This is a genomic window from Peribacillus sp. SRI_006 (assembly GCF_057586375.1).
On the sequence record NZ_JBYCZT010000019.1, the window covers coordinates 42,748 to 56,468 of the forward strand.

The 13,721-nt window shown below is 37.4% G+C and carries 11 protein-coding genes and 1 pseudogene; 11 read left to right on the plus strand and 1 reads right to left on the minus strand.

From position 1 onward, the window contains the following. Positions 1-49: 49 nt before the first annotated feature. The 10 genes from AC2YHV_RS23540 to AC2YHV_RS23585 all read left to right on the plus strand — a co-directional run bounded on the left by AC2YHV_RS23540 (position 50) and on the right by AC2YHV_RS23585 (position 12,020). Entirely contained in the window at positions 50-1,714 is a 1,665-nt protein-coding gene (locus AC2YHV_RS23540) for a ribulokinase (protein WP_487374306.1), read from the plus strand. Then, the gene (gene rhaB, locus AC2YHV_RS23545; RefSeq protein ID WP_487374307.1) at positions 1,714-3,177 is read left to right on the plus strand and encodes a rhamnulokinase; all 1,464 of its coding nucleotides are present in this window, start codon (positions 1,714-1,716) and stop codon (positions 3,175-3,177) included. The genes AC2YHV_RS23540 and rhaB overlap by 1 nt, the downstream gene beginning before the upstream one ends. Before the next feature lie 15 nt (positions 3,178-3,192). Beyond that, positions 3,193-4,488 (plus strand): class II aldolase/adducin family protein, encoded by a 1,296-nt coding sequence (locus AC2YHV_RS23550; RefSeq protein ID WP_487374308.1) that lies wholly within the window; start codon positions 3,193-3,195, stop codon positions 4,486-4,488. A gap of 119 nt (positions 4,489-4,607) precedes the next feature. Continuing rightward, entirely contained in the window at positions 4,608-5,369 is a 762-nt protein-coding gene (locus AC2YHV_RS23555; protein ID WP_487374309.1) for a DeoR/GlpR family DNA-binding transcription regulator, read from the plus strand. Between the two features lie 402 nt (positions 5,370-5,771). Then, on the plus strand, positions 5,772-6,671 hold the full coding sequence (locus AC2YHV_RS23560) for an ABC transporter ATP-binding protein (RefSeq protein ID WP_230136172.1): 900 nt from the start codon (positions 5,772-5,774) through the stop codon (positions 6,669-6,671). Next, a complete protein-coding gene (locus AC2YHV_RS23565; RefSeq protein ID WP_057276034.1) occupies positions 6,664-7,914 on the plus strand; it encodes an ABC transporter permease in 1,251 nt (416 codons plus the stop codon). Before AC2YHV_RS23560 ends, AC2YHV_RS23565 begins: the two co-directional genes overlap by 8 nt. 138 nt (positions 7,915-8,052) lie before the next feature. Further along, positions 8,053-8,355 (plus strand): hypothetical protein, encoded by a 303-nt coding sequence (locus AC2YHV_RS23570; RefSeq protein ID WP_487374310.1) that lies wholly within the window; start codon positions 8,053-8,055, stop codon positions 8,353-8,355. A 343-nt stretch (positions 8,356-8,698) separates the two neighbouring features. Next, the gene (locus AC2YHV_RS23575) at positions 8,699-9,910 is read left to right on the plus strand and encodes a glycoside hydrolase family 5 protein (RefSeq protein WP_487374328.1); all 1,212 of its coding nucleotides are present in this window, start codon (positions 8,699-8,701) and stop codon (positions 9,908-9,910) included. A gap of 87 nt (positions 9,911-9,997) precedes the next feature. Next, positions 9,998-10,645: a response regulator transcription factor gene (locus AC2YHV_RS23580; protein WP_283930542.1), complete on the plus strand. Its 648-nt coding sequence runs from the start codon at positions 9,998-10,000 to the stop codon at positions 10,643-10,645. After that, positions 10,629-12,020, plus strand: coding sequence for a HAMP domain-containing sensor histidine kinase (locus AC2YHV_RS23585; protein ID WP_427525194.1), 1,392 nt, complete (start codon positions 10,629-10,631; stop codon positions 12,018-12,020). Before AC2YHV_RS23580 ends, AC2YHV_RS23585 begins: the two co-directional genes overlap by 17 nt. Before the next feature lie 109 nt (positions 12,021-12,129). Here AC2YHV_RS23585 and AC2YHV_RS23590 read toward each other — a convergent pair. Then, a pseudogene (locus AC2YHV_RS23590) lies at positions 12,130-12,384 on the minus strand (transposase); the annotation flags it as partial. A gap of 348 nt (positions 12,385-12,732) precedes the next feature. Between AC2YHV_RS23590 and AC2YHV_RS23595 the strand changes: the two are divergent. Then, complete coding sequence (locus AC2YHV_RS23595; protein WP_487374311.1) at positions 12,733-13,620, plus strand: glycoside hydrolase family 73 protein; 888 nt, start codon at positions 12,733-12,735, stop codon at positions 13,618-13,620. The last annotated feature ends 101 nt before the right edge of the window (positions 13,621-13,721 follow it).

Here is a 13,721-nt window from a genome sequence, read left to right on the forward strand (position 1 = left end):
TTTTATTAAATATCATTGCGTGACTTGCATGTTAGGAGATGATGAAGGGATGAATGAGAGATATACAATCGGAATTGATTTTGGCACTGAATCAGGAAGAGTGCTGCTAGTAGATATAGAGAACGGAAATGAAATGGCTACACATGTTACACCTTATCGTCATGGAGTATTGTCTAATAGGCTTCCAGACGGATGTAAACTTGAAAAAGATTGGGCTCTCCAGCATCCAGGTGATTATTTGGACGTTTTATACACTTCTGTTCCTGAAGTGATTCGGTTAAGCGGAGTAGATGCGAATGATGTGATAGGCATTGGAATCGATTTTACCTCATGTACCATTTTGCCTGTTGATAAGAAAGGAAATCCCCTTTGTTTTGATGAGAAGTGGAAAAGGGACCCTCACAGTTGGGTCAAATTATGGAAGCATCATGCCGCACAAAAAGAAGCGGATGATATTACACGCATTGCACAGGCAACGAATCAACCATTCCTGCAACGATATGGCGGGAAAATTTCTTCTGAATGGATGTTCCCTAAGATTTTACAAGTGTTACGTGAATCACCTGATATCTATGAAGAAACGGATCTATTTATGGAAGCCGGAGATTGGATTACCTTCCGACTGACGAATGAGCTGGTACGCAGCAGTAATATGAGCGGTTATAAAGCATTTTGGGATAAAAAAGATGGATATCCGGACCCTGCTTTTTTAGCGGCTATTGATGAACGTCTTCTGGATATACTGGATACAAAAATGCGTGGTGAAGTATTACCCATCGCTGGACGGTCGGGTGGTTTAACAGAAAGGATGGCTAAGAAGATGGGGTTGAAATCTGGTACGGCTGTTTCTGTATCCATAATCGATGCCCATGCAGGTGTTCCAGCTGTAGGAGCTGTCCATCCAGGCCAATTTGTGATGACGATGGGAACCTCTACTTGCCACATGTTAATTTCTGAGAAAAAACAAACAGTAGAAGGTATTTGTGGAGTAGTGGAGGATGGAATAATTCCCGGATCATTCAGTTATGAAACGGGTCAGGTGGCTGTTGGCGATTCGTTTGCATGGTATATTGAGCAAACTGCTCCTGAGTATGTAAAGAAAGAAGCTGAGCAAGAAGGTGTCAATCTACATAGCTTACTGGAAAAAAAGGCTTCTTGCTTAAGGCCTGGTCAATCTGGGTTAGTGGCGTTAGATTGGTGGAATGGCAACCGAACAGTCCTTGTAGATGCGAACTTGTCAGGTGTGATAGCAGGGATTACTCTTTCCACGAAGCCGGAAGAAATATACCGTGCACTTTTAGAATCAACAGCCTTTGGAACAAGGAAAATCTTTGAAACCTTTGAGAATGATGGTATAGAGATAAACGATTTGTTTGCCTGTGGCGGATTACCTCAAAAAAATAAACTGTTAATGCAGATATATGCCGATATTTTAAATCGTGAAATTAAAATCGCGGATGGGGAACAAGTGGTTGCATTAGGAGCAGCCATATACGCTGCCACGGCTGCCGGCCGTATAAATGGTGGGTATGATTCCATAGAGGAGGCATCCTCTAAGATGGCAAAAGTAAAAGAAGATACTTTTATACCGGTTAAAGAAAATGTAAGTATTTATCAACAACTGTATGCTTATTATTTAGAACTGCATGACTTCTTTGGCCGCGATCATATTTCCATAATGCATGGTTTAAAGAAATTGAGGAGTGTGGACTAATGATACATATTGCGGTGGATATTGGTGCTTCAAGTGGCCGGCTGGTCTTAGGGAAAATGGAGAACGGGAAATTAGTAATTGAAGAAATCCATCGATTTGCGAATGGTTTCACCACCCAAAATGGAACCTGTTTTTGGGATATTGATCATTTATTGAATGAAATCTTAAAGGGGTTAGAATCAGCAAAAAAGCTTGGATACGACCACTGTACACTTGGAATTGATACGTGGGGAACGGATTACGTATTGTTGGATGATAATGGACACAGAGTGCAAGAAGTTATCTCTTATCGTGATAAGCGCACCGAAAATACAATCGAAAAGGTCACAAGAACACTACCTAAAGAAATCATTTATCAAAAAACGGGGATTCAATTCTTATCATTTAACACGTTATACCAATTGTACGAAGAAGATATAAAGAACCTGAAAGTCACTAGGAATGTCATGACTGTGCCAGATTATTTAGGTTACTGCCTAACGGGGAAAAAGGTCACAGAAGTTACAAGTGCTTCTTCGATGCAATTATTGAATGTAAACACGAAGAAGTTTGATGAAGAGTTACTAAACCTGATTGCATTGTCAAAAGATCAATTCCCGCCTTTTGTTAATCCGGGAGAACGATTAGGGAAACTGATGAAAGACCGTTTTTCTACTTTTGATCTTCCCAATACAGAAGTGATTATCGTTGCTTCACATGATACTGCTTCCGCCATAGTCGGTTCACCTGGTAATGGAGAGAAATGGGCCTATATTAGTAGCGGAACGTGGTCGTTGCTTGGGATTGAAAGCGATAAACCGATAGTGAATGAGTTAGCCCTTAAAAACAATTATACAAATGAATGGGGTGCATACGGGACCTACCGCTTTCTGAAAAATATCATTGGTATGTGGGTTATTCAAGAGGTCAGAAGACATTTAAAGGAAGACTATAACTTCGAGCAGTTTGTATATGAGGCAGAGAAAATAAAGGTGTGCACGCAGTTCATCAACTTTAATGATAAACGATTTTTAAATCCAGAAAATATGATTCAAGAAATTCAGCAGTATTGTCGGGAGACGAATCAGGAGATTCCACATACAGTGGGAGAATTAGCGAACTGTATATTTACAAATATGTCTATTATTTATGCGATGTCCATTCGGCAAATAGAAGAGATAACGGGGAAAAGAATCGAGCAACTTCATATTGTCGGAGGAGGGGCGAAAAATGAATTCGTTAATCAACTTACGGCAGACCTTAGCGGGAAAACCATATACGCTGGACCAACGGAGGCTACGGCGATTGGGAATATACTAGTACAAATGATTTCAGGCAATGAAATAAGCGATTTACAAACGGCACGTCAGTTAATAGAACGCTCGTTCCTTATAAAAAAATATGAGCCAAAAGAAAAAATTGAATCATCATCCCTGATTGAAAAATTCAAACAAGCAATTTCCATGCAAGAAGAATGTAAATAATAGGAGTGATAAAGTATGAATGAAAATCTGCATCCAGCCAAACAAATTGTTATGATCATGGAACGTGTCTATAAATATGGCATGACAACAATTTCAGGAGGAAACCTATCTATTCTAGATGAAAATGGTGACCTTTGGATTACTCCATCGGGAATTGATAAAGGAGCATTAACCATGGATGATATCATGTGCGTCAAAAAGGACGGTACATTCATAGGGAAACATAAACCATCGGTAGAGCTTCCTTTTCATCAAGGAATTTATGAAGCAAGGCCCGATATAAAAGCTGTCGTACATGCACATCCCCCGGCTTTGGTTTCCTTTAGCATGGCTCGTAAAGGACCAAACCCAAAGTTGCTTTTACATGCATATAAGAGTGTAGCAGATTCCCTTCAGGTTGCACCCTATGCGATCCCTGGAAGCGACAAATTAAAGGAAAATATTTCGGCTGAATTTGCAAAAGGAGGGGATGCGGTCATATTGGAGAATCATGGTATTGTGGTAGGGAAACCCACTATATTTGATGCCTTTATGTTGTTTGAAACACTTGAAGATACTGCTTGTATGGAAATAAATGCAAGGAATATAGGGAAACCATTTGAACTGACCGAACAAAATTTACAAGAAATAGATTTATATAAAGCGGATAAATTAACACAGATAGAAATGAAGCACCATTCTGTCGAAGAGGTTTCTTGCCGTCAAGAAATGATCAGGTTATTGGAACGGTTATATGATCGTCAGCTTTTTACAAGTATCTCAGGCAGCTTTTCAACCCGCCTTAAAGATGGCTCTATTTTAATCACGCCTGCTCAACAGGACCGTAAATATATTAAGGAAGATGAATTGGTTCTGATTCATCAGGAGTATAGTGAAGCTGGAAAGGAACCATGTGAGTTTTTTGAGCTTCATCAAAAAATATATGAGTTAAACCCGGAGCTTACATCCGTAATCATTGCGAACCCAAGATTTTTAATGGCCTATGCTGTGACAGATGTTAAATATAATACACATATAATTCCAGAGGCCTACATTGTACTTCGGGATATAGATAAAGTGCATTTTGGAATGGGAGAAGATCATAATAGAATGATTGCAGATAAACTAGCAGAGGATAATCCTGTCCTATTAATTGAAAATGGGTATGCAGTTGTCTCAGGAAAAAGTTTACTGAGTGTATTTGATAGGCTAGAAGTAGCTGAATATAGTGCAAAAGCATTGGTGTACGCTAAAAGTATTGGCGAAGTAATCGATATTAGTGATGAAGATATTGAAGAAATTATTGAAGGTTTTAAGCTAATTGCCAAATAACGATATCAATGAAAAAAGGCAGTTCCTAAGCTCTCTATTTATATAGAGGGCTTTATATATGTTACAATACAAAAACAAACAAAAGTAAACAAAGATTATATAGATAGGAGAAAGTTGGTATGCTTGTAGCTCAAAGACACCAAAAAATTGTCGAACTCGTAAATGAACGTTCGAGTATTCGTGTTACAGAATTAAGTGAAATCTTTTCAGTAACAGAGGAAACAATCCGACGTGATCTCGAAAAGCTTGAGAAAGAAACAAAACTAAAACGCAGCCACGGCGGGGCCGTAAGCCTGCAAGAAGATGATTCGGAAATCCATTTTTCCGAAAGAGTGATAACAAATGTCAACGAAAAAAAAGTGATAGCATATGAAGCGGCAAAGCGGATAGTGGAAGGTGACAGGATTATTTTAGATGCAAGTACAACTGCCTGGTATATGTCAAAAGCCTTACCAAACATACCGCTAACGGTTATTACCAATTCCACCAAAGTGGTGATGGAATTGAGTAAAAAAGAAAAAATAGAGGTTATTTCAACCGGGGGAAGATTGCTGTCAAAGTCTTTATCATTTGTTGGTCCGATAGCAGAGAAATCATTAACGATGTATCATGTCAACAAAACGTTTTTGTCTTGCAAGGGGATTCACTTAGAAGAAGGACTCAGTGATTCTAATGAAGGGCAGGCTTTATTAAAAAAGAAAATGATCGAAAGGTCGGATGCAGTGATCCTGATGGTGGATTCCTCAAAGTTTGGAAAAAAGGCGTTTTCATTAATCGTTCCGCCTAGTGAAGTGGATGAGGTCATTACGGATAGAGAAATAGATGAAGCATCAAGAAAATTGCTTGAAAAAAGACATGTAAAAGTAACGATTGTAAAATAAAATAGAATCATTAGCGACAGTTGGGAAATGTGTCCTTTAAAGCGAGCAATCTATTATAGAGGTTGGGTATCTTTACGGTGCCCAATCTATTTTTATTATTGCCTCGTTTCCAAAAAAAAGGGCTTTCAGTTTAGTAACATGCTTGCGTGAGGGAAAGGCAGGAGACGTACGGGGTTGTGAATATTACCAATAGGAAGGGAAAGGGGGTTTTGTCTTAAGTTTCGCAGAAAAAATACCATTAGGGTAAAGGGCAAACGAAAGGGCAGACGTGAAACGTTAATTTTTTTTGAAAATTTACATATAATCGAAGGGAAATAGATTTATTCGGTACTTGGTGATAGTTGAAAATGGAAAACCTTTCCGTTAACATATAATTAGAATCATATAATAGGAGGTTGCGCATTGGTTTTACACATTAAAGAAGTTACGAAAAAATTCGGGGATTTCACAGCAGTCAACAAACTTGATTTAACTATTCCCGAAAAAGAAATGTTCGGCTTTTTAGGCGGGAATGGAGCGGGGAAAACGACCACGTTCCGGATGATACTCGGCCTGCTTGACCCTACTGAAGGGGAAGTTGTCTGGGATGGGAAGAAAATCGATTATACGACCAGTTCAATGATTGGCTATCTTCCTGAGGAACGCGGACTATATCCAAAACTGAAGGTGCGCGATCAAATTGTGTATTTGGCTAGATTAAGAGGGATGAACAAACGTGATGCTTTGAGAGAATTGGAGTATTGGCTGGACCGCTTTATGGTGCCAGATTATATCGATAAGCGAGTTGAAGAGCTTTCAAAGGGAAATCAACAAAAAATCCAGCTGATCGCATCCATGATCCATAAACCTGAATTACTTATTCTTGACGAACCCTTCAGCGGACTGGATCCAGTGAATGTGGAAATCCTGAAGAAAGCGGTCATTGACTTAAGGGACAGCGGCACGACGATCGTTTTCTCGAGCCATCGCATGGAGCATGTCGAGGAGATGTGTGAGCATCTTTGCATCATGCATAAAGGTTCACCTGTTGTGGCTGGAAAGTTAAAAGAAATCAAGCGTTCATTCGGTAAAAAGAATGTCTCAATTAAAGCGGATTTTGATCTATCTTTCTTGGATCATTATGCAGGTGTAACAAAAGTCAAGAACACGATGGAAGGGAAAGTTCTTCAAGTAACTGGTGAAGATGTGGCTGAGAGCATGCTACGTGATCTTGTTCCAAGAGGTTTCGTCCGGAAATTCGAATTGGAAGAACCATCGCTAACGGATATTTTCATTGAAAAAGTAGGTGCCGTCTATGAATAAATTTTGGATTGTCCTTTCCCATACATACCTATCAAAATTAAAGACGAAATCCTTTATCATTTCTACAATCATTATGATGGCACTGATTCTCCTTCTTTCGAATCTTTCGAATCTTATTGATAAATTCGACAGTGATGAACAGGAAAAGGTTGCCGTAATCGATCAGACTGAAGGCAGTTTATTTGATTCTTATAAAAGTGCTGTAGCAGGTGTGAACGATGACCTATCGATAATATCCGCCCAGGATGAAAAGGAAGCGGAGGAAATGGTCAGCGCGGAAGAAATCGTTGGGTATTTATTAATCCAAAAGGATAAAACTCTCGGCTTCAAGGGAACGTACAAAGCGAATCAAATTTCAGATTCTGCGGTAAGTAATGATTTACTATTAGCGCTTACTCAATTGAAGGGTCAAATAACGGCGAAGGAATTGAATTTGACAGAGCAGCAAATCGCTCAATTGAATACGCCGCCAGCATTTGATACGATTGCTCTTCAGAAAAATGCAAAAACGGAAGAGGATCTCAATCAAGCACGCGGTCTCGTGTATGTGCTCCTATTCGTGATTTACTTCGGGGTGTTGATGTATGCAACGATGATTGCAATGGAAGTGGCTACTGAGAAAACATCACGAGTCATGGAAATCCTGATTTCAAGTGTCCCGCCAGTCACACAAATGTTTGCCAAAATAATGGGTGTTGCTTTACTTAGTCTTACTCAAATGATTTTATTTTTTGGGGTGGGCTATTTCTCGATTAAACAAAACCTGACAGGTATGGATGAAGGATTCTTTTCATTTTTCGGTTTCGGCAGCACAGATATCTCAACGATCATTTATGCAATCATCTTCGCTTTGCTTGGGTATTTTCTGTACGCGACTCTTGCAGCATGCCTTGGATCCGTTGTCAGCAAAATTGAAGATGTCCAGCAAATGATTTCACCGATGACCATGTTAGTTGTCATCGCCTTCATGATTGCAATGTTTGGACTGGGGAATCCGTCAGCCAGTTATATTACGATCACATCATTCATTCCATTTTTCACGCCGATGATCATGTTCTTGCGCGTAGGGATGCTTGAAGTTCCATTCTGGGAAATCGCCATCAGCATTGCTGTCTTGATCTTAACGATTGTTTTACTTGGAATAATCGGAGCAAAAATCTATCGTGGTGGAGTCTTGATGTACGGTAGCTCAAAATCATTGAAAAGCATCAAGAATGCCCTGCAATTATCCAAGAAAAATTAACATGAAACCTGGATCTTTCATCCTGTTGGAGGGGTTCAGGTTTTTTAAAGTTAATAATATAGGAACGAAAAGTAGCATAGGTATAAGGGAACATAAAATATATTCCCTTTATGCAACCACTATTAGGAGTGAATTATAATGAGCAATCTGGTAACGTTGACGATAGTTTCAGAAGTGTTTCTCTTGTTGTCCTTCATCATTATTATTTTATCAACCAAGAATCCGAAAAAGAATGTTCTCTGGGTCATCCTGTTCATCATTGGAGCTGCTCCGCTTTTATATTTAGCCATAGATCATGTGAAAAACGATTATATGGACGCAAATATCGGACTGGGTCTTGCCTTTATGTATACCTGGTTATACAGCGCAGTTGCTTTTATCATTGGCATCATTTTTTTAGTGAAAAAGAAAAGGAATAATAATATTTCAAAAGAACTGTGATAATCACATTGGAATCCTAAATTAAATGAAAATAAAACCGCTGAGGATACATGGATCCTCAGTTTTTTTGTTTCCTTTTTAAAGGTTTAAAAACATTGTTGGACTTTTCCGAGAGTCAATCAAAATCGTTCTTAACATACAGGAACCGCACTTAAATGAGGGTGTGTAAACCAGAGAAATCATTGTGACATTCCTGTAACAAACATTATCTACAATACATATGAGTGGTGAGTTTGAAAAAAATATAGATTAGGAGAGCGACATGAAAATCATAAAAATTTTGGCTTCCTTTATTTTGACAATGCTGGTACTATTCGTATCTGGATGCAATACGATGAATCCGATGGAAGAGAAAGAGCTAGAACTCGAAATAATACCTGACGACGCTTCTAGTGGTAAGATTGGATTTTGGGCTGAACAGAAAAGAGGAACGAATTTCATGAATTCGAAATCCTTACCTGAAAACTATAAAGCTGCCAATGAGGTTAATATTGAATTTATTCGTTTGGCTCCGGATAAATGGGCAAAGGACCATGATTTCTTGTTTAATGACCAGCCAGATGATCATCCTAAAAAGGATTTTTTAATGGGAAATGCAGATGAATACAAAGGTATCGATGAGGAAGATTTTGCGGAATTGAAGTCAGATCTGGATTCTGCGTATGAACGTGGATCTAAGGTTGTATTGACAGTACTAAGTCTTCCAGGAAACCGGTGGCGCCAGTTTAATAATTATGAAAACGATGATCGCATATGGAAAGATAATAAGTATCATCAACAATCCGCGATTTTCTGGAGGGATCTTGCATTGAGATTGAAGGATCATCCAGCTGTGATAGGATATAACTTGATTAATGAACCACATCCCGAAACGGCATCAGGATTCAATGATTTTTGGACAGAGGATTTTAGTAAGTGGTATAACAAAGTAGAAAATTCAGCAGCAGATTTAAATGAATTGTATAAAACCATTGTACAATCCGTTCGAACTGTGGATAAAGATACACCTATCATCTTGAATTCAGGACTTTATGCCACACCATGGGCATTTAAATATTTAAAACCAATTAAGGATGATAAAGTGCTATATGCTTTCCATATGTATGAGCCATATGAGATGACAAGTCAAAATAAAAGAAAAGGGTTTAAATACAAATACCCTGGCCCAGTGAGAGTTGGAGAAAGTCAAACTGAGAAAACATTTGATAAAAATGCGCTAAAGGAATTTTTAGAACCTATTAGGAAGTGGGCAAAAGAAAATAATGTACCAGCTAATCGGATCATTGCTGAAGAATTTGGTATTAATCGTAGCGTCGAAGGCTCCGACAGGTATTTAGCCGACCTAATATCAGTTTTCAATGAATATGGATGGCATTGGGCCTTTTATGCATTCCGTGAAGATACTTGGGATGGGATGGACTATCAACTCGGGAATCAGGCGCCTAAATGGAAATACTGGGAGGCGTTAGAGAATGGTGAAAGGCCAAGCAGAGGAGAAGTAGAAGTAAGTAATCCGATTTGGGATGTATTGAAAAAGGAACTTATGGGGAAATAAATTTGATTTGTAATAATACATTAAAAGAAAGTGAAGTCTTATAATAAGGTTTCACTTTTTTAGGATGAATAAGGAGAGTAATTTCCAATGAATATTTTGATTGCTGATGATGAAAAACGATTGACAGCCATATTGAAGACTTATTTCGAGAAGGAAGGATTTAATGTGTTTGTTGCTAATGATGGTGAAGAGGCTTTGGATCGCTTCTTTTCTAATAAAATCGATTTGGTTGTGTTGGATTGGATGATGCCGAAATTAAACGGTATGGAAGTTTGTTCGCAAATAAAGAAAATGAGCTTGGTTAAAGTAGTGATGTTGACAGCGAGGTCTTCTAATGATGATGAATTCAGTGCACTTGATATTGGAGCCGATGAGTATATCCGAAAACCATTTGACCCTCGAATCTTGATTCTTAGGGTGAAAAAGATGCTGAGTATGGAAAAAATGGTTGGAATCAGGGATTTGAAAATAGATTTACTTAGAATGAAAGTATATAGAAATGGTAATGAAGTAAGCCTTTATAAAAAAGAATTTGAGTTGTTGGCATTTTTGTATAAAAACAAAGGTCAAATATTGTCAAGAGATACCTTGTTATCGATGGTATGGGGAATGAGTTATATCGGGGAAGAAAGAACCGTCGACACGCATATTAATAGATTACGGGATAAGATTGGTGCTCACAACATTCTCACTCATAGGGGATTGGGGTATAGCTTCCATGATAAAGAACAATAAAATAAGCAATAAATTATTATCGATGGTCGGAATAATAATGGTAATCGTTTTCGGTGTTTCTTATTTATTGAACAATTATTTCTTGTCTGATTATTATTTGTATAAAATGAAGCAAAAACTCACATCAACCTATGAAGAATTAAATGATTTGAGTGTAAATAAGTTAATGGAAATAGAAAATTCCGTCGAAAATACTAACAATGTTACAATCGTTATCTTGAAAAACAATGGTAATATTGATGAACTAAATGAGCTGATGCAATTTAGCCTATACAAAGAAAAAATCCCATTGAACAAGTTTTGGATAACGGAAGATACAATTAAAAAGGTTAACGAGGGTAAACCAGTTAAACAGATATATAATCAAGGGAAAATAAAGTCAAGCTTGCTGACTTTGTTGTATGAACAGGAGGGTCATCTGGTTTTAATCGGCACAGTTGTCGTTCATAATACCGATGCCATGAACATTATCAATCAATTGAATTTTTACTCCATGGTTTTCGGAATCATCATTATCTTATTGTTAGTCGCTTATTATTCAAAAAAAATCATTACTCCATTAGAAGAGCTACAAAGTGTGGCAAAAGATATTGCCAATTTAAATTTTAAACAAGTACATATAAAGTCAGGGGATGAAATAGAGGAATTATCTCACAGTATCAATGATATGAGCACTCGCTTAAAAAATGCCCATGTTCAATTAGAAATGAAAAATCAAAATTTAAATTCATTGGTATCAAACATATCCCATGAAGTAAAAACACCGTTATCATTAATACAAGCCTATACAATCGGCATAAAGGATGGCCTAGATGATGGCACATATACGAATGTTATCTTGGAACAGGTGAGAAATACTTCTGATATGGTAGATCATTTAATTATGCTTGCTAAAGTTCAAGCCTTGGATGTTAGAAAAGAAATGTTCGATTTAAGAGAGTTTCTTCAAAAGTTAATAATAAATTATAAAGTTCTATTGAATAACAATGGCATAGAAGTACGCGAACACATAGCTTCGGCTGAGAATTGCATGGTAATAGCAGATAAAAGCCAAATGGATATTGTATTTAACAACCTTATTAGCAACGCCATTAAGTATGGGGAAGAAGATTTTTTTTCCATAACATTAGAGAATGATCTTGACGGCAGTTTGAAATTCGAAATAAAAAATAAAACAACGAAAGTTAAAGAAGAACATTTGCAAAATATATGGGAATCTTTTTATGTGATTGAAGATTCGAGAAATAAAGAAATTTCTGGAACGGGATTGGGCTTGGCAATAGTAGCTAATATATTGGATAAAAACGATTTAAAATATGAAGTTACTTTAAACGGGACGAATATTCATTTTACGATTTGGTTTGAAACACAGTAGGGCATCACCACATTGGTGATGTTTCAGTTTGTAGACAGAAGGGGTTCGGATTAAAAAATTCGGAACCCCTTTTGAAATTTCCTTTGAATTTTGGCCTGAAGTTAAGAGATTAGGGCCTATGAACCCACATTGTTATGACCATTTTTGGACCTCGCCGTGTCCAATTGGCCATATTCTTTAAATTAATCGCAGCGAAAATAAGCATCACCTGCATCGACGTTTTTTTTTAAGTCCCCTTTAAGTAGTCCAACGCATGCCAAGCTTTTCTTTTACATCTGCGAATGCACGCTCAATCGTTTCTTACGTTTCGCATACATATATGTTTTTCATTTTGATGATGACGCAGATGATCGGCTTCTTCCAGTGATCTCGCTGAATTGACTTATGTTTAGAAAAGCATCCTCGTCACCTCAAGTTTTATTCATTCTATTTTAAAACAATGAAGACTTTAGGCAAAAGGGTTTCTAAATGCTAAAACAAAGTTGAATGTAACGGAAGGTGCGAGACTCCTGCGGGAAAAGCGAGTGCCTGGAGAGAAGATCAACGTTCAAATTGTACAAACCATAAAAAAAACGTAGAGTTTGTCTACTGTCTGGGGCTTTACCACAGTGGTGATGCTTTTTTTTCATACTTTTGTGACATATGGAAGGTACTATATAAATCAGAGATGGACTTTCGATGTTCCAAATAACACATGAAAAGGGGAAAAAAAGTGAAACGAGCAAGATTAGGAAAAATTATATTTTTTACATTGATTTTGTTAGCGGCTCTGTGTTTTATGAAATTATATGATAAAAACTTGATTTCTTCAGAAAAAATGAAAGAAATTCAAAATGTTGTTGACGAAACAAGTATTGGGAAAGTACAAGTGAATTGGAAAGACGTAGCTGCCATTGCGAGTGTTGAATATGTACCTGATACAATGACAAAGCAAGAAATAGAAAAGACGGCAAATCTGTTTATTGAGAAGAAGGAAACTCAATATCGATTGAAAGAGATCGATGAAGTGATTGAAGCATTAGCTTATAGTGAAAAACAAAAAAAAGAAGTCAATGCATATTTGAAATATTTAAATTCCGAGGGTTCGAGCTCGAACTTGGAAAATAAAGACAGCTTGCAAGTGAGTTTCATTTCCAGCATAAAAGAGGGGGCCATTGATAATTATAAAGAATATGGTATTCTTCCTTCCATTACAATAGCACAAGCTATATTGGAATCCGGGTGGGGAAAATCAGAATTGTCAGTGAGGTATAACAATATATTTGGGATTAAAAGTTATAACTGGGATGGCAAGTCGGCAAATATTAGTACGAGTGAATTTCATGAAGAGAATATTCAAGCTGATTTTAGAGTGTATGATACGATTTCCGATTCACTCCAAGATCATTCAGTCTTTTTAACTGAAAATCCCCGATATGAAAAAAATGGTTTATTTTCTGCCAAAACGTATTTGGAGCAGGCGACAGCATTACAGGAAGCAGGGTATAGTACAATAGAAAATGAAGCCGGCGAGAAAATATATAGTGAGTTATTAATAGAATTGATAAGGCAGCATCAATTACAATTGATTGATAGTGAAGCATATCTTGGTCATGGTTAATGTTAAAACTCCAAAATGGATGGACGGCTACTCCCTACTGTTTTGTGTGAAAGTTTTACTATAAAGAAAGGCCAAATCCCAATGACATGAATATTGAACTA

What these genes read in the sequence shown, in the direction of transcription:
- AC2YHV_RS23540 (WP_487374306.1), top strand. Translation starts at nt 50, where the DNA reads ATGAATGAGAGATATACAATCGGAATTGATTTTGGCACTGAATCAGGA.
- rhaB (WP_487374307.1), top strand. Translation starts at nt 1,714, where the DNA reads ATGATACATATTGCGGTGGATATTGGTGCTTCAAGTGGCCGGCTGGTC.
- AC2YHV_RS23550 (WP_487374308.1), top strand. Translation starts at nt 3,193, where the DNA reads ATGAATGAAAATCTGCATCCAGCCAAACAAATTGTTATGATCATGGAA.
- AC2YHV_RS23555 (WP_487374309.1), top strand. Translation starts at nt 4,608, where the DNA reads ATGCTTGTAGCTCAAAGACACCAAAAAATTGTCGAACTCGTAAATGAA.
- AC2YHV_RS23565 (WP_057276034.1), top strand. Translation starts at nt 6,664, where the DNA reads ATGAATAAATTTTGGATTGTCCTTTCCCATACATACCTATCAAAATTA.
- AC2YHV_RS23570 (WP_487374310.1), top strand. Translation starts at nt 8,053, where the DNA reads ATGAGCAATCTGGTAACGTTGACGATAGTTTCAGAAGTGTTTCTCTTG.
- AC2YHV_RS23575 (WP_487374328.1), top strand. Translation starts at nt 8,699, where the DNA reads ATGGAAGAGAAAGAGCTAGAACTCGAAATAATACCTGACGACGCTTCT.
- AC2YHV_RS23580 (WP_283930542.1), top strand. Translation starts at nt 9,998, where the DNA reads ATGAATATTTTGATTGCTGATGATGAAAAACGATTGACAGCCATATTG.
- AC2YHV_RS23585 (WP_427525194.1), top strand. Translation starts at nt 10,629, where the DNA reads ATGATAAAGAACAATAAAATAAGCAATAAATTATTATCGATGGTCGGA.